This window comes from Sanguibacter hominis ATCC BAA-789, from assembly GCF_012396185.1.
In the GTDB taxonomy this organism is placed as follows: Bacteria; Actinomycetota; Actinomycetes; order Actinomycetales; family Cellulomonadaceae; genus Flavimobilis; species Flavimobilis hominis.
Genome location: NZ_JAAXOW010000001.1, coordinates 1,401,867 through 1,418,690, shown reverse-complemented (window position 1 = coordinate 1,418,690; position 16,824 = coordinate 1,401,867). Strand labels below are relative to the sequence as shown.

The window sequence follows — 16,824 nt, the reverse complement described above, 5'->3', positions numbered from 1 at the left end:
GACTATCAAGCACACTGTTGAGTTCTCAAGGAACAGACGCGCATCCCCACCCGCCCTTCCAGGCCAGCTCGGAGGCAACCGTTCAAACTTACCCGATCCATCCCGCCGTGTCCAATCCGCGTTCCGGTTGATCCGGAGACTTGGAGGGGATCGGCTGGTGGGCCGGACCAGAACACTACCTCAACACGGCTCTCACCGCGAATCGTTCGTTCTGGGGGAGTCTGCCCGCGGGACCGGCCTCCAGAGCCTGCGCTCTGTGTCCGTTCCTCCCTGCTGGGCTGACCTGGAAGACATTACGGGGGCGTCGCGACGCAGGTCAAATCCCTGCGCGGTGACCCCCGTCACCGTCGGCCGCCGCCTCGCGCAGCGCCCGGCTCCAGCGGCTCAGCGCCGCCACGCCACCGCCTCCCACGGACGCAGCGCGACCTCCGCACCAAGGCTCGGGACGCCGTCAGGCAGGTTGGTCAGCACGACCTCGCCCTCCGTCCAGCCAAGCGCAGACGCGTCCACGCTCGCCGGGCGACCCGACAGGTTCGCCAGGACCAGCAGACCCTCGTCACCGAGAGCACGGGAGTACGCGAACACCTGCTCGTCGTCCAGGAGGTGCATCGTGAGGGTGCCGTCCGAGACGATCGGCATCTCGTGGCGCAGCCGCACCAGCTCGCGGTAGTGGGAGAACACCGACGCCGGGTCGTCGACCTGGGCCGCCGCGTTGATCCTCCGGTAGTTCGGCGTCACCGCGATCCACGGCTCACCCACGGTGAAGCCCGCGTTCGAGGAGTCGTCCCACTGCACCGGCGTGCGCGAGTTGTCGCGGCCCGCGTACGCGAGCGCCGGCAGAACCTCCGCAGGGTCCTGGCCCCGGACCTCGGTCGCCTCGCGGAAGTAGTTGAGCGACTCCACGTCGCGGAAGTCCTCGATGCGCTCGAGGACCGTGTTCGTCATACCCAGCTCCTCGCCCTGGTAGACGTACGGCGTCCCACGCATGAGGTGCAGCACGGTGCCGAGCGCCTTCGCAGAGACCTCTCGGTACTCCTCCGAGTCGTCACCGAAGCGCGACACCGCGCGCGGACGGTCATGGTTGGACCAGTACAGGCTGTTCCAACCGTTCTCCGCGAGACCGTCCTGCCACCGCGCCAGCGAACGCTTGAGTTCCGGCAGGTGGATCGGGCGAGGGTCGAACTTGCCGCCCGGGCCCTCGTCGACCTCCATGTGCTCGAACTGGAAGATCATGTCGACCTCGCGCCGCGCCGGGTCCGTGTACAGCCGCGCCTGCTCGACCGTCGAGCCGGGCATCTCACCGACCGTGAGGAAGCGCGCCGCCGCCTCGTCGTCCCCGAACACCTCGCGGTTGATCTCCGCGAGGAACTCGTCGAGCCGCGGACCGCCCGCGAAGAACGGGAACCCGTTGCCGAACAGCGCGCCGTCGTGCACCTCACCGTCCGGCAGGCCGTCGACCTTGGAGATGAAGTTGATGACGTCCATGCGGAAGCCGTCCACGCCGCGAGCCACCCACCAACGCATCATGTCGTGGACCGCGCGGCGCACCTCAGGGTTCTCCCAGTTGAGGTCCGGCTGCTTGCGCGTGAACAGGTGCAGGTAGTACTCGCCGGTCCGCTCGTCGTACTCCCACGCCGGACCCGAGAAGATGGAGCCCCAGTTGTTCGGCTCCGCACCCGGCTCACCCGGGACCGTGCCCGGACGCGCCGGGCGCCACACGTACCAGTCCCGCTTCGGGTCGTCCTTGCTCGAGCGCGACGCCTCGAACCACGGGTGCTCGTCGCTCGTGTGGTTCACCACGAGGTCCATCACCAGCCGGACGCCACGCGCGTGCAGACCTGCGATCAGCTCGTCGAGATCCGCGAGCGAGCCGAACATCGGGTCGATGTCCTGATAGTCGCTGATGTCGTAGCCGTTGTCGTCCTGCGGGGAGCGGTACACGGGCGACAACCACACGACGTCGACGCCCAGCTTCTCGATGTGGTCGAGGTGCTCGATGATGCCCCGGATGTCACCCATGCCGTCGCCGTTCGAGTCGGCGAACGAGCGGGGATAGATCTGATAGACGACAGCCTTGCGCCACCATCCGCGCTCAGCAGGCAGTCCCGCCCGCTCGGTCGTGATGAGGACGGACTCGTCGGCGGCGGTCATGCGGGAGGCTCCTTCGCGTGCGGGTCAGGCGGCTTGCGCCGCCCGCCCATTGTGGCATCGGAACGATTCGACTCCAAGATGGCCGCGGCGTCGCTACCATGGTTCCGCCAGCACGGGCGCTGGCCCCGGCTTCGTGCCGTCACCCTGGGGAATCCCACCATGTACCTCGAGATCATCGGATGGGTCGGCTCTGCCATCCTCGTCTGGTCCCTCATGCAGACCCGCATCCTGCGGCTGCGCATCTTCAACCTCATCGGATGCTTCATCCACATCGGCTACAACTTCGCGTTCTCCGTGTGGCCGATGGTCGGGCTCAACGTCGTGCTCGCCGTCATCAACATCATCCAGCTGCGCAAGCTGCTCCGCGAGCGTCACTCCGAAGCGTCGTACGACGTCGTCCCGACGGCCACGGACTCCCCGTACCTCGTGCGCCAGCTCACCCGGCACGCCGACGACATCGCCGCCCTCAACCCCGGCTTCGACCTCGCGAGCGCGACCTCCTCCGGCGAGGCCTACCTCGTCCTCCTCGGCGACGAGACCGTCGGCTACGTGATCCTCGAGGAGCCCACCGACGGCGTCGCGAACATCAAGCTCGACTACGTCGTGCCGCGCTACCGCGACTTCACCCCCGGCGAGTTCGTCTTCCGCCGCTCCGGCCTGCTCTCCGAGCGCGGCTTCCGACGCGTCGCCTCGCGCCCCGGCGTCAAGGACAACGCAGGCACCTACTACGAGGCGCTCGGCTTCACGTACGACCAGTCCACGGACACGTACGTCCTCGACGTCGCCGCCTGAACCACCCGTCCCGGGAAGCCGCGTCGCCTCCGCCCCTGAAGCCACGGCGCGCCCCCGGATGCAGGAGAGCGCACCCACCGTCTCGTGACGGTCGGTGCGCTCTTCTGCATCAGGCCCAGACGAGCGCCTGCGCCGGCTCGTGCAAGATCGTCGCGACGTCCGCGAGCACCCGGCTCGCGAGCTCACCGTCGACCAGACGGTGGTCGACGCTCAGCGCCAGCTGCGTGACCCAGCGCTTCTTGATCCTCCCCTTGTGCACCCACGGCTGCTCACGGATCGCACCGAACGCCAGGATCCCCGCCTCGCCCGGGTTGAGGATCGGCGTACCCGTGTCGATGCCGAACACGCCCACGTTCGTGATCGTGATCGTGCCGTCCGACATGTCCGACGGCGACGTCTTGCCCGCACGGGCCGTCGCCGTCAGGTCAGCGAGGCCCTGCGCGAGCTCCTTGAGCGTCATGCGGTGCGCGTCCTTGATGTTCGGCACCATGAGCCCGCGCGGCGTCGCCGCCGCGATCCCGAGGTTCACGTAGTGCTTGTAGACGATCTCCTGCGCGGACTCGTCCCAGCTCGCGTTGATCTCCGGGTGCCGGTTCACCGCGATGAGCAAGGCCTTCGCCGTGATGAGCAACGGCGTGACGCGGACGTCCCGGAACTCCCGCTCCTCGCGCAGACGAGCGACCATCTTCATCGTGCGCGTCACGTCGACCGTGTGGAACACCGTCACGTGCGGCGCCGTGAACGCGCTCGCGACCATCGCCTCGGCGGTGCGCTTGCGCACCGACTTCACCGGGACGCGCGTCTGACGCCCCTCCGCGACGACCGCACCCTCCGCCTCCCACGGCACGTCGTCGCCCGGGTAGGTCGCGAGCGAGCGACCCTCGGCGCGGCTCGCGAACTCGAGGACGTCCTCCCGCGTGACGATCTCGCCGGGCCCCGTCGGCACGACGCTCGCGAGGTCGACGCCGAGGTCGCGGGCAAGCTTGCGGACCGGCGGCTTCGCGAGCACCCGGCCAGCCTGCGCCCTGGTCTCCGGCGCAGGAACCGGGGCGCTCGGCGCCACCACGACCGCCGGCCCCGTCGCGACGGCAGACGTCGCACGACCAGCGGAGGCCGCCGCGCTCGGCGCGGCAGCCCGGGGGCGGCGGTGCGAACCCTGCTCGCTCACGCCGTAACCGACGAGCACCGCACCCCCAGCAGCGTCAGCCTGAGCGGGCGCGCCATCGACCGGCGCACCCGTGCCTGCGGCCGCCGCCGCGGGCGCGTCGCCCGACGGGGCGCCGCCCGGGTCGGTGTCGACGATGACGATCGGCGTGCCGACCTCGACCGTCGTGCCCTCTGGCGCGAGGATCTCCGCGACGACCCCCGTGTACGGGCTCGGCAGCTCGACGAGGCTCTTCGCCGTCTCGATCTCGACGATCGTCTGGTTGACCGTGACCGTGTCACCGACCGCGACGTGCCACTGCACGATCTCGGCCTCGGTCAGTCCCTCACCGGCGTCAGGCAGCAGGAACTGCTGGAACGTGGGCATCGCGGTCTCCTCAGAACGCCAGGGCGCGGTCGACGGCGTCGAGGACGCGGTCGAGGCCCGGCAGGTAGTCGTGCTCGATCTTCGACACGGGGTACGGGGTGTGGAAACCGCCGACCCGCAGGACCGGCGCCTCGAGCGAGTAGAAGCACTCCTCCGTCACGCGCGCGGCGACCTCTGCACCCGTGCCGTGGAAGACGGGCGCCTCGTGGACGACGATGCAGCGGCCCGTGCGGCGCACGGACTCGACGACGGTCGCGAAGTCGATCGGCGAGACCGTGCGCAGATCGATCACCTCGAGGCTCGTGCCCTCGGCCGCGGCGGCCTCGGCCGCCTTGAGCGCGACGTGCACGGACGGGCCGTACGCGACGACGGTCGCGTCCGTGCCCGGACGCGCCACGACGGCGCGGTTGAGCGTCTCGGCGCCCAGGGTGGCGGGCTCGGCGTGGGGCCCGACGGCGAACGGGACGACGTCGACCGACGCCTTGTCCCAGTAGCGACCCTTGGGCTCGAAGAACAGCACGGGATCAGGGCTCGCGATCGCCTCGCGCATCATCCGGTACGCGTCTGCCGGGTTCGACGGCGAGACCACGCGCAGGCCCGCGGTGTGCGCGAACAGCGCCTCGGGGCTCTCCGAGTGGTGCTCGATCGCGCCGATCCCGCCGCCATACGGGATGCGGACGACGACGGGCAGCTCGGTGCGGCCCTTCGTGCGGTAGCGCATCTTCGCGAGCTGCGTCGTGATCTGGTTGAACGCGGGGAAGACGAAACCGTCGAACTGGATCTCCAGGACCGGCCGGTAGCCGCGCAGCGCGAGGCCGATCGCCGTCCCGACGATGCCCGACTCGGCGAGCGGCGAGTCCACGACGCGGTCGACGCCGAACTCAGCCTGCAGCCCGTCGGTCACGCGGAACACCCCGCCGAGGCGACCGATGTCCTCGCCCATGAGCAAGACCTTCGGGTCCTCCGCGAGCGCCTGGCGCAAGCCCGTGTTGATGGCCTTGCCGAGCGTCATCGTCGTCGGGCCCGAGGGGTACGGGGCGACCGCGGGGGTCGCAGCCGTGCGGGTCGTCGTGCTCGTCATCGTGCACCTCCGTCAGCGAAACCGGCCTCGTACGTCTCGAAGAGCTGCCGCTCGTGCGTCACCTGGGCGTGCTCGGTCGCGTAGACGTCGTCGAACATCGAGCTCGACACCGGGCGACCGAGCGCACGGACGTGCTCGCGCACGCGGGCGCCCAGCTCGGCCGCCTCCGCGGCCACCTGCTCCGCCCACGCGTCGTCCCACGCGCCCTCGCGGCGCAGCAGTCGCTCGACCCGGTCGATCGGGTCACGGTCGCGCCAGAACTGCTCCTCCTCACGGGTGCGGTAGCGCGTCGGGTCGTCCGACGTCGTGTGTGCGCCCATGCGGTACGTGAAAGCCTCGACGAGCGTGGGGCCGCCGCCGGACCGCGCGCGCTCGAGCGCCTCCTGCATGACGGCGTAGCACGCGAGGACGTCGTTGCCGTCGACGCGGACGCCCGGGACGCCGAAGCCCTCGCCGCGGCGGCCGACGGGCACGCGGAACTGCCGGGCGTTCGGCTCCGAGATGGCCCACTGGTTGTTCTGGCAGAACATCACGAGGGGCGCCTGGTTCACGGACGCGAAGACGAGGGACTCGTTGACGTCTCCCTGGCTCGTCGCGCCGTCGCCGAAGTACGTCACGACAGCCATGTCGCGCGTCGGATCGCCGGTACCGACGAGGCCGTCGCGCTGGACACCCATTGCATAGCCCGTCGCGTGCAGCGTGTGCGCGCCGATCACGAGCGTGTAGTTCTGGAAGCTGTGCGCCTGCGCGTCCCAGCCGCCGTGGTCGATACCGCGGAACAGGTGCAGGATCTGCGCGAGGTCGACGCCGCGCGTGTGCGCGACGCCGTGCTCGCGGTAGGACGGGAACACGTAGTCCTGCGGGGCGAGCGCTCGGCCCGAGCCGATCTGTGCGGCCTCCTGGCCGAGGCTCTGTGCCCACAGGCCGAGCTCGCCCTGGCGCTGGAGCGACGTGGCCTCGTTGTCGAAAGCACGGACGAGGGTCATGTCGCGGAACATGTCGCGGACGTCGGAGAGGGACAGGTGCGCAGCGCGGGCGCGGTACGCGTCCCAACGAGCGTCAGTCGTCCGCTCGCCCTCGTGGTCCACGAGGCGTACGAGATCGTCGTCGTCCGTCAGCCGGGTCACGTCGTCGCTCAAGTCACTCCCGAGGCTCGGCGGCCACGAGGCCGCTGGTGCCGTGCCGCGCAGAGGCGCGCCACGTGGCTACGGTTGCGTAACCTACGCCAGCGTAAGCAGCGGGTGTGCACCAAACCATGCGGGCAGAGACCCGGATTCACCCGGCCGTTCTTGTGGGAACCCCACAACCCTCACCGCGGACCAGGACGTTCACCTGACAGCCGTCAGCGCCAGGTGGCCGCAACCTTGAGGAACAGGTCCGTCGCCTCGCGCTCGCCCACGCTCACGCGGATGCCCTCCCCCGCGAACGGGCGCACGACGGCACCCGCCGCGGCCGCCTCAGCAGCGCACGTCGCGGTCCGGTCCCCGAGCGGCAGCCACACGAAGTTCGCCTCCGTCTGCGGCACCGTCCAACCCTGCTCGCGCAACCCGTCGACGAGCCGAGCACGCTCGGCGACGAGCGCCTCGACGCGCTCCTCGAGCTCGTCCGTGACCCGCAGGGCCGCGAGCGCAGCCTGCTGCGCGACGTGCGAGACACCGAACGGGGTCGCGGTCGCGCGGATGCCGTCCGCAAGACGCTTGCGCGCGACGACATACCCGACACGCAGACCAGCAAGGCCGTACGCCTTCGAGAAGGTCCGCAGCAGCACGACGTTCGGGTGGTCCGCGAACACCGCGAGCGCGTCCGGGGCCTGCGGGTCGCGGACGAACTCGAGGTACGCCTCGTCGATCACGACGAGGACGTCTCGCGGCACGCGGGCGAGGAACGCGTCGAGCTCGTCGACGCGGACGACCGGACCCGTCGGGTTGTTCGGGGTGCAGACGAGGACGACCGCCGTCCGGTCCGTGATCGCGTCCGCCATCGCCGCCAGGTCGAGGCGACCGGCCGAGGCGCCGTCATCGGCGGCACCGTCGAGCAGGGGGACTCGCACTGACTCGCCGCCGGCGACCGCGACCGCGATCGGGTAGGCCTCGAACGAGCGCCAGCCGAAGACCACCTCGTCGCCCGGGTTCACGAACGCCTCGAGGATGTGGCTGAGCACCGCGACCGAACCGTTGCCGACGACCACCTGGTCCGCGTCGACACCGATGTGCGCGGCGATCGCCTCAGTCAGCTCCGTCGCATACATGTCCGGGTAGCGGTTGGTCTCCTGGGCCGCATCGATGATCGCAGCGACGATCGAGGGCGGCGGCGGGAACGGGTTCTCGTTCGACGAGAGCTTGAAGGCCGAGCCGCTCGGGCGGGCACCGGGGACGTAGGCCGGAAGAGCCTCGATCTGGGGACGCAGGCGCACGTGGTCGTTCACGACGCCCAGCATCCCACCCGACACAGCGAGGGCGCGTGGCAGTATCACCACATGGCCTTCGTCCTGCGTGTCCTCGTCAGCGCCTTCGCCATCTGGATCACCACCCTGCTCGTCGGCGGTTTCGCGATCGTCGGAGGCGACACGACCGGAGCGACCGCCGTCGTGCTCGTCGTCGTCGCGTTCATCCTCGCGGTCGTCAACGCCGGCGTGAAGCCGATCGTCGCATTCCTGTCCCTGCCTCTCTACATCCTCACGCTCGGGCTGTTCACGCTCGTCGTCAACGCGCTCATGCTCCTGCTGACCGCATGGATCACGGGCCACACCGACTGGGGCCTGCGGATCGACGGGTTCTGGACCGCCGTCTGGGCGGCGCTCATCCTCTCGATCGTCTCCTTCTTCACGTCGCTCGCGATCGGCCGCCGCGACAGGGACTGAGCGCCACCTCACCTCGCGGTCACGCTGAAGACCTGGACGCCGCCGTCGAGCATGGAGCGCAGCGGCGTCTCCCCCGGCGTGCCGAGTCCCGTCGCCGGGGCCGGCCCGCCCGAGAGGTCGTGGGCGAGACGCGCGAGCGATCGTCGCAGCGACGGGTCGGTCCCTCTCTGCGCGACCTCGCTGACCGCGACGGCCGTCGCGAGTCTGTGCCGCCCGCCCTGGTCAGACGACCTCTCTTTGAGACTCTCGTCCGCAAGCTTCGAGTCCTGCACGTGCACGTTGACGTGGTTCGCCCCGGCAGCCGGGGGGACGCCGTCGAGCATCGGGACGATGTCCGTGGTGTTGGACAGCTCGAGGTGATTGACGTCCGGGTCCTCCGGGACGGTCCCCGCGGGCGTCGGCGACGAGAAGGAGACGACCGAACCGACGTCGTACGTCGCACGGACGCCCCTGTCCGCCGCTGCCATCTGGGCGATCGTCCCGCCCTGGCTGTGCCCGACGAACGAGACCTTGTCCCCCGGACGCGCTCCGGCCTTCTGCAGCGCGAGGAGCGGAGCGAGCGCCGCCGCGGTCTGCTCGCTCGTCGTCGTGACGACCGCGGAGATCCCGTCCCGGCCATGGTCCTGCCGCCACAGGAAGGGGTTCGACTGAGTGCCAGGCACCAGCACGGTCCACGCACTCGTCCCGTCCGGCAGACGTACCCGCTGCACCCCGACCGCACCGTCACCGGCCTTGCTCACCTGCTCGAGCGCCCTCGCGGCACTCGCGAGGTCCCTCGCCGGCGGGATGAAGCGCTGGACCTTCTTCCGTTCGACCACAGCACCCTTCCGGTAGAGGCCGAACGGGCCGAAGACCAGCTTCGTCGCCGCCCCCGCCGTCGACCTGACGGCGTCACGGGGGTCGGAGTCAGCCGCGAACCCGCCCAGCATGCCGCGCCGGGCCTGGTCGAGGATCGACCCGAGCATCTCCTGCGAGCCGGGGAGCCGGTCGCGCAAGCCCGGATCCCAGCCGACAGCCTCGCCCGCCTTGTCGATGCCGTTCGAGGCGCCCCACATCCCCACAAGCACGGAACTGCCCAGGCTGTTCACCCACGGGAAGGCGCTCGTGAAGCCACGGACGAAGTTGTTCGACGTGCTCAGCATGACTCCCGCGGCCTTCTTCTCCGCCGCCTCGTACGACTTCCGGGCGCCGTCGAGCGCGGCAACGACGTCCTCGAGGTCACGCGCGAGCCCGGACGCACGAGACGCGCACCTGTCCGCGACGAACAGGGCCGCGCTGAGCCGGGCACGAAAGGTCGCCACAGCCTGATCGACATACGACCCTGCGGCCACCGCCCCGCCGTCTGCGCGCAGCGCCTCGCGACGGTCCTGGATCAGCAGGCTCCAGCTCTCAGCATCGCGCGCTATCCCCACTGCCTGCTCGGCGGCCTCGTCGAGGCCCTGCGCCTGCGCACCGAGCATGCTGGCGACCAGCACGAGGTCGTCGAGGCGGGCACGGATGCCGCCGATCCCCCCGGTCACCGTGATCCCCGGGTCCACGCCCGACGGCCGCTCATGCTCCGGCGGTTCGACGACGTCCTTCAGGCCTGGCCGGGCCTCCACCCGCGCCGAGCGGTCGGTCCCGCCAAGCCCGAGGTCCGAGAACAGCTCACCCGCCGTGCGCCACGCCACCAGCGGCGACTCGCTCGCGCGTCCTTGCCGGCTGGCATAGGACGGGTTCTCTGTCGCCGCGCACGACGGCACGTCCTCGACGCCCGTCATGACGCTCCTGCCGCGTTGGCAGCCGCGAGGACGTCCAGGCTCGACTCCGCCTCGTCCCCCGCCGCGCAGAGCCACGTCGCCGCCTCCTCGAAGTCGGCGATGTCTGCACCGAGCTGCGCGAAATCTGCCCCGACGTCCTGGATCAGCGCGCGGAAGCTCGACGCCGCGTTCGACGCCCAGTCAACATCCTGTGCACCAGCGAGACGGGACCCGACGACGGCCACGCGATCGACCAGGAAGAGGGCGCGGGCGGTGATGCACTGACGTTCCTCGCCCCAGGGCGCGGTGGCGCCTCGGGGGAGCGGTGGCGAAGTTGTCTGCTCGGTCATGCCGCGACGCTAGGCACCCCACGCGTCGGCCCGTGGCACCGGAGGGGGCACCCGACGGCGTACCGGTGTGTCTCGTGCCCTGTGGGCAGGCCGGAGGACGGACACGCCGTACCCGCTCGAGGCCAGCGTGAAATGATGCGCGCATGTCGAACACGACCCCGCAGACGACCGCCGGAACCCGCGTCCTCCTCGCCGAGGCCAACCCGCCCGTCGCCCTCGGGGCGCTCGACGGCCGCTACCGCGCCGCCGTCGCGCCGCTCGTCGACCACCTCTCCGAAGCCGCGCTCAACCGCGAGCGCCTGCACGTCGAGGTCGAGTGGCTCATCCACCTCACCTCCCAGCAGGTCGTGCCCGGCGCTCCCGCGCTGAGCGACAACGAGCAGGGCTATCTGCGCGCGATCGTCTCCGACTTCGGCTCCGCCGGCATCACCGAGCTCGGCGAGATCGAGCGGACCACCGTGCACGACGTCAAGGCCGTCGAGTACTACATCAAGCGCCGCATCGCCGCCGCCCCCGGGATGCTCGGCGACACCGTGCTCCCCGAGGTCGGCGAGCTCGTCCACTTCGCCTGCACGAGCGAGGACATCAACAACCTCTCCTACGCGCTCATGGTGCGCGGCGCCGTCGTCCACGTCTGGCTGCCCGCCGCGACCGCGCTCGTCGACCAGATCGCCGACATGGCGCGCGAGCACGCGGCCGTCCCGATGCTGTCGCGCACGCACGGCCAGCCCGCGACGCCGTCGACCCTCGGCAAGGAGCTCGCCGTCCTCGCGCACCGGCTGCGCCGCCAGCTGCGCCGCATCGAGAACGCCGAGTACCTCGGCAAGCTCAACGGAGCGACCGGCACCTTCGGCGCGCACCTCGCCGCCGTCCCCGACGCCGACTGGCCCACCGTCTCCAAGACGTTCGTCGAGCACCTCGGCCTCACGTGGAACCCGCTCACCACGCAGATCGAGTCGCACGACTGGCAGGCCGAGCTCTACGCGGACATCGCGCGGTTCAACCGGATCCTGCACAACCTCGCGACCGACGTGTGGACGTACATCTCGCTCGGGTTCTTCAAGCAGATCCCCGTCCCCGGCGCGACCGGCTCCTCGACGATGCCGCACAAGGTCAACCCGATCCGCTTCGAGAACGCCGAGGCCAACCTCGAGATCTCGAACGCCCTGCTCGACACCCTCGGGGCGACCCTCGTCACGAGCCGCATGCAGCGCGACCTGACCGACTCGTCCTCGCAGCGCAACATCGGCACCGCGTTCGGCCACAGCCTCCTCGCGATCGACAACGTCGCGCGCGGCCTCAAGGCGCTCGCCGTCGACCCGACGATCCTGGGCGCCGACCTCGACGCCAACTGGGAGGTGCTCGGCGAGGCCATCCAGTCCGCGATGCGCGCGGCCTCCGTCGCAGGCGTCCCCGGGATGGAGAACCCGTACGAGCGGCTCAAGGACCTCACCCGCGGGCAGCGCCTCACGGGCGAGCAGATGCGCGAGTTCGTGGGCACCCTCGGCCTGCCCGACGACGTCGCGGCGCGGCTGCAGGCGATGACCCCGGCGTCGTACACGGGCCTCGCCGAGAAGCTCGTCGCCGACTATCTCTGAGCGCACAGCTCGGCCCTTCCGTCGACCGCTCTCGGCGCCGAGGTAGGGGGCTGCACGCCGGGTAGGGGCCTGCAACGGCCTACCTCGCGGGGAAGGGCCTACGTCGCGGGGAGCGGCCTGCGTCGGCGGGAGCCGGGTGCCTCGCGGGAACGCGTCGCCTCGCTGAGGTGGCGGTTCGGGGCGTCACGCACGCCGTCTACCTGCGCCGACGGCCGCGGCGCACAGGAATGCTCAACGGACGCCCGGAGTGTCCGATATGGGAGGTGCGCGCTCCGGACCGCGGGGTCGCGCCGTCGACCCAGGAGCCGCATGAGCACCCCGACCGCCCAGCCCGCGCGCGCCTTCCTCACGCCCCGCGCCCGTACGCGGCAGGCCCTCGCGCGCGTGCTCGCGCTCGCGGTCGTCGCCTCGCTCGCCGTCGTCCTTCCCGCGCGGCAGACCGACGCGTCCACCCTCCAGCGCCTCACCGTCCGCACGACCGGCATCCCGGCCGGGACCGAGATCGGGCTCTTCCGCCTCGACCGGACCGGCACGTACCTCGGGTTGCAGCAGTCCGCACCGACCGACGCCGCAGGCACCGTCGAGCTCGCGACCATCCCCGGCCAGACGTACACGCTCTGGGCCGCCGAGACCACCACGACCTTCCCGCAGTATCTCGGCGGGTCCACGACGCTCGAGGGCGCGACCCGGTTCACGACGCCCGACGCCGACACAGCCGAGCAGCAGCTCGACGTCGCACCCGCGCCGCTCGTCACCGGGACCCTCACCTGGCCTGACAGGGGCGCGACGTCGTACGGCGAAATCTCCCTGCACACGTGGGACACGACCACGAAGACGTGGGCGCTCACGAGCTACGCCCCGATCGGCGACCTGGACGCGACCGGCGGCACGTTCACCGCCAAGGCACCCGCAGGCGTCCCCGTCGCCCTGAGCGCCCAGGTCGAGCGCGCCGACGGCACGGTCGTGACGGGCTGGTACGGCGGCGGCGCGACGACACCCCCGAGCCCTGCCGCAGCGACCGTCACCGCGACAGCCCAGTCGCCCGTCACCGGAGTCCAGTTCGCACTGACCGGCGCCGTCCCAGCCGCGCCCGCGCCGCCACACCCACCTGCGCCGAGCCCCACGACACCGGCGCCCCGACCCGTCCCGACGCCGAGCACCAGGCCCACACCGCCCGCCGCCCCGCGCACCACCCCGAACGTCGCCGCGAGGATCACCGGCCAGCCCAAGGTCGGCGCCCGCCTGACCGCCACCGCCGCGCCCCAGGGCTGGACGGCGTCGTACCGGTGGAAGCGCGACGGGAGCACCATCGCCCGCGCGACCGCGCGCACCTACAAGCCGACGCCGTCCGACGCCGGGCGGCGCCTGACCGTCACCGTCACGCTGCGCAAGACCGGGCACGCCTCCGCAGCGAGCACCTCGCGGTCGGTCCGCGTCGCCAAGGTGACGAGCAAGGTGCGCGTCAGTGCCGCCAAGCGCGCGGTGCGCGTGACGGTGAGAGCGCTCGGTGTCGCGGCGCCGACGGGGAAGGTGACCGTCAAGGTCGGGGCGCGGTCACGGACCTACGCGCTGCGCGCAGCCGACAAGGGCGCGCTCACCATGAAGGTTCCTGCAGGTCTCGCGAAGGTCTACGTCGCCTACCAGGGCGACGCGCGGGTCGCCAAGGCGACCGCGACCGGGACCGTGCGGGTCCGCTGAACCGCCGCACCGCCCGTCGGCGGTGCACCGTTGCAGGGAGTCCGCACGTCAGCGTCGGTCGAGGCGGTCGAGGATCGCGCCCTCACGCATCGCCCACGGGCATATCTCGATCTCCTGGACCTTGAGCGCGCGCATCGTCTCCTCCGCGACGATCGCCCCACCGACGATCTGATACGTACGCTCGGGCGTGATACCGGGAAGCTCCGTGCGCCCCTGAGCCGTCAGACGCGCGAGACGCGGCACCCAGTCCGCGAGCTGCGAGCGACGCATCCGCCAACGATCGTCCGGGCCGACGGCCTCGACCTGCATCCCCGCGAGACGCGCGAGCGACCGGAACGTCTTCGACGTCGCCACGACATGATCGGCCCGCGGCCGCTCGTCAAGAACTGCGAGCGCGTCCGCCAGCACCGCGCGGGCGTGCGTGCGCAGCGCCTCGACCTGCTCCGGCGTCGAGACGTCCGTGTCGAGGAACTGGATCGTGGACCGGCCTGCGCCGAGCGGGACCGACAGGGCGACGTCAGGCACCTCGCCCTCGCCGTACGCGATCTCGAGAGACCCCCCGCCGATGTCGAGCAGCATGATCCGCCCCGCACCCCAGCCGTGCCAGCGGCGCGCGGCGAGGAACGTGAGCGCGGCCTCCTGCTCACCCGAGAGGATCCGCACCTCCTCGCCGAGGATCTGCTCGACCTGACCGATCACGTCAGCGCCGTTGGGTGCCTCGCGCACCGCTGAGGTGACGAGCACCATGAGCTCCGGGACGTCGTGCGCGAGCGCGAGCGCGAGCCCTTCCCGCACCCCGGCGAGCACCAGGTCGACACCCTCCGGGCCGATCGAACCGTCTGGCTCGAGGAACCGCATGAGCCGCACCACCGAGCGCACGTTCGCGACAGGCACGTGCGGCCGTCCCCGCTCAGCGTCGACGACGAGCATGTGCACCGTGTTGGACCCGATGTCCAGGACTCCCAGCCGCATGGGACGACGTTAGTCCCCGATCGGCAGGTCCGCGGGTCGGACCAGGGCGGCGCAAGATCACCCGCCCAGCGTTTGCCGACCGCCCCCACCATCACTACGTTCAGCGCGGGTCGTGCGCCGGGCCACCCGCACCTCCAGGTCGCGGCGGCAGCACCCGCACCTCGACCAGGGAGAGACACAGGGATGCAGATCAGCAGCACCACAACCAGAAGACGCCGCGCGACGGCGCTCCTCACCGCGCTCATCACGGTCGGCCTCGTCGGCCTCATGCCGCCGGCCGCGCAGGCAGCCGTCGCGCAGACCCTCACCGTCACGGTGACCGGTCAGCCCGCCGGGACCACCGTCCAGGTCGACCTGTACGAGCTCAACGCACGAGGCAGCTCGCTCGCGTACAAGGCGACCGCGACGACGAACACGGCAGGCGTGGTGACGTTCGCGACGACGTCGGGCCGCAGCTACAGCCTGCGCGCCGCGTCGACGAGCACGACGTACTCGCAGTTCCTCGGCGGAGGCGACTGGCTGGACTCCGCCGTCCTGTTCACGACCCCGAACGCGACGACCGCGACCCGCACGCTCCCCCTCGCGGCCTACTCGACCGTCACCGGGAAGGTCACCGTGCCCGCCGGCACGACGATCGGCTGGGGCGAGGTCCAGGCGCACGAGCTCGACCGCAGCGGTTCAATCGACTCCGACGCATGGATCAACCAGTCCTGGGCCTCGATCGGCGCTGACGGGACGTTCACCGTCAGGACGCGCCCAGGACGGCCGGTCACCCTGGCCGCCTACGTCGACCTCGCGGACGGCCGTACCCTGCTCACCACGTGGCTCGGCGGCAAGGTCTCGAACCTGCTCAGCCAGCACCAGGCGACGGTCTTCACGTCGGCCAGGTCCGGAGGCACGGTCAGCGGCAAGACCATCGCCCTGCGCACCTTCGCGTCGACGCTCGCCGTGAAGGTCTCCGGGGCGAGCGCGGCGACGGCGACGGCGATCTCCGCGCGCAACATCGGTGCCGACTCCTCGTCGTCGACGACCCTGAGCGCGGGCACCACCTCCGGCACGATCACGGGTCTCGCGCCCGGCACCTACCTCGTCAACGCCGAGAACGGCGACAAGCGTGCGTCGACCGTCGTCGCGGTCGGCAACGGCACGAAGAGCCTGAGCCTCGCCCTCGGCGCCCTGGGCAACGCACCGCTCACGTACGTGCGCGCCGACGGCACCGCGCGCGTCGGCTCGACGCTCACCGCCTCGACGAAGGTCACGTCGGCGCCCGCCGGCACCAAGGTGACGACCTACTGGAGCGACGGCAACGGGATCATCGGTACCGGGTCGAGGTTCACCGTCCCCGCGTCGGCGCACGGGACCCCGATCCTCGTCTTCTCGACGGCCGCGGCTCCCGGGCACGTCATCAGCATCGGCAGCGCGTGGCTCGGCCGCACGGCCACCGGCGACGCCCCGCGGACCCGGACCGCGCCGATCGTCTCGGGCACCCCTCAGGTCGGCCGCACCCTCACGGTGAGCACCGGCACGTGGGACTCGCCGGGCACCAAGGTCGCGATCCAGTGGACCCGCAACGGCGCTCCGATCGCCGGGGCGCGGTCGTACCGTTACTCCCTCGTCGGTGCCGACGCAGGAGCACGCATCGGGGTGACGCTCGTCGCGACCGCTCCGCTCCAGGCGTCGGCAACCGTCCAGGTGCTCACGTCGAGCAGCGCCGCGAAGGCGGCCTCGCGCGTCACCGCGAAGGCAGGCAAGCGCAAGGCGACCGTCCGGGTGAAGGCCGCAGGCGTCGCGGCTCCCACCGGGAAGGTCACCGTGCGCTACGGGAAGAAGAAGGTCACGCGGACCCTCCGTGCCAAGGACAAGGGCAAGCTCGTCGTGAAGCTGCCGCGTGGCACCCACAAGGTGAAGGTCAGCTACAGCGGCTCGGCGCAGGTCCTCAAGACGACCTCGAAGACGCTCCGGCTCAAGGTGCGCTGAGCACCGAGGCCCAGCCATGACGACGGCCTCCGTCCCCTGTGCGGGGCGGAGGCCGTCGTCGTCCGGCGGGTCGGC

At 71.2% G+C, this 16,824-nt stretch carries 13 protein-coding genes; 5 read left to right on the top strand and 8 right to left on the bottom strand.

Annotated features, from left to right (window positions below; all coding sequences use genetic code 11):
* Positions 1 to 384: 384 nt before the first annotated feature.
* Positions 385 to 2,151: an alpha-glucosidase gene (locus HF995_RS06495; protein WP_168446909.1), complete on the bottom strand. Its 1,767-nt coding sequence runs from the start codon at positions 2,149 to 2,151 to the stop codon at positions 385 to 387.
* 159 nt (positions 2,152 to 2,310) lie between these two features.
* On the opposite strand from HF995_RS06495, the gene HF995_RS06490 reads away from it, so the two are divergent.
* A complete protein-coding gene (locus HF995_RS06490; protein ID WP_168446908.1) occupies positions 2,311 to 2,943 on the top strand; it encodes a YgjV family protein in 633 nt (210 codons plus the stop codon).
* Between the two features lie 109 nt (positions 2,944 to 3,052).
* Here the strand turns inward: HF995_RS06490 and HF995_RS06485 are convergent, their stop codons facing one another.
* The 4 genes from HF995_RS06485 to hisC form a co-directional block, all read right to left on the bottom strand.
* Positions 3,053 to 4,474, bottom strand: coding sequence for a dihydrolipoamide acetyltransferase family protein (locus HF995_RS06485; protein ID WP_168446907.1), 1,422 nt, complete (start codon positions 4,472 to 4,474; stop codon positions 3,053 to 3,055).
* Positions 4,475 to 4,484: 10 nt separating this feature from the next.
* Positions 4,485 to 5,555: an alpha-ketoacid dehydrogenase subunit beta gene (locus HF995_RS06480; RefSeq protein WP_168446906.1), complete on the bottom strand. Its 1,071-nt coding sequence runs from the start codon at positions 5,553 to 5,555 to the stop codon at positions 4,485 to 4,487.
* Positions 5,552 to 6,694, bottom strand: a complete 1,143-nt coding sequence (pdhA, locus tag HF995_RS06475) for a pyruvate dehydrogenase (acetyl-transferring) E1 component subunit alpha (RefSeq protein WP_168446905.1) — start codon at positions 6,692 to 6,694, stop codon at positions 5,552 to 5,554. Before pdhA ends, HF995_RS06480 begins: the two co-directional genes overlap by 4 nt.
* Before the next feature lie 203 nt (positions 6,695 to 6,897).
* On the bottom strand, positions 6,898 to 7,992 hold the full coding sequence (hisC, locus tag HF995_RS06470) for a histidinol-phosphate transaminase (protein ID WP_168447027.1): 1,095 nt from the start codon (positions 7,990 to 7,992) through the stop codon (positions 6,898 to 6,900).
* A gap of 39 nt (positions 7,993 to 8,031) precedes the next feature.
* Here hisC and HF995_RS06465 point away from each other — a divergent pair, with 39 nt between their 5' ends.
* Positions 8,032 to 8,415, top strand: coding sequence for a phage holin family protein (locus HF995_RS06465; protein ID WP_168446904.1), 384 nt, complete (start codon positions 8,032 to 8,034; stop codon positions 8,413 to 8,415).
* 8 nt (positions 8,416 to 8,423) lie between these two features.
* On the opposite strand, the gene HF995_RS06460 is transcribed toward HF995_RS06465, so the two are convergent.
* Together HF995_RS06460 and HF995_RS06455 are read right to left on the bottom strand one after the other, a co-directional pair.
* Positions 8,424 to 10,175, bottom strand: a complete 1,752-nt coding sequence (locus HF995_RS06460) for a lipase family protein (protein WP_168446903.1) — start codon at positions 10,173 to 10,175, stop codon at positions 8,424 to 8,426.
* Positions 10,172 to 10,504, bottom strand: coding sequence for a hypothetical protein (locus HF995_RS06455; RefSeq protein WP_168446902.1), 333 nt, complete (start codon positions 10,502 to 10,504; stop codon positions 10,172 to 10,174). Before HF995_RS06455 ends, HF995_RS06460 begins: the two co-directional genes overlap by 4 nt.
* Before the next feature lie 143 nt (positions 10,505 to 10,647).
* Between HF995_RS06455 and purB the strand changes: the two genes are divergently transcribed.
* A complete protein-coding gene (gene purB / locus HF995_RS06450; RefSeq protein WP_168446901.1) occupies positions 10,648 to 12,102 on the top strand; it encodes an adenylosuccinate lyase in 1,455 nt (484 codons plus the stop codon).
* 309 nt (positions 12,103 to 12,411) lie between these two features.
* Positions 12,412 to 13,800: a hypothetical protein gene (locus HF995_RS06445; RefSeq protein ID WP_168446900.1), complete on the top strand. Its 1,389-nt coding sequence runs from the start codon at positions 12,412 to 12,414 to the stop codon at positions 13,798 to 13,800.
* A gap of 48 nt (positions 13,801 to 13,848) precedes the next feature.
* On the opposite strand, the gene HF995_RS06440 is transcribed toward HF995_RS06445, so the two are convergent.
* Positions 13,849 to 14,772 (bottom strand): Ppx/GppA phosphatase family protein, encoded by a 924-nt coding sequence (locus tag HF995_RS06440; protein ID WP_168446899.1) that lies wholly within the window; start codon positions 14,770 to 14,772, stop codon positions 13,849 to 13,851.
* A 183-nt stretch (positions 14,773 to 14,955) separates the two neighbouring features.
* On the opposite strand from HF995_RS06440, the gene HF995_RS06435 reads away from it, so the two are divergent.
* Positions 14,956 to 16,749 carry an Ig-like domain repeat protein gene (locus HF995_RS06435; RefSeq protein ID WP_168446898.1) on the top strand — a complete coding sequence of 598 codons (1,794 nt, stop codon included), beginning with the start codon at positions 14,956 to 14,958 and terminating at the stop codon, positions 16,747 to 16,749.
* The last annotated feature ends 75 nt before the right edge of the window (positions 16,750 to 16,824 follow it).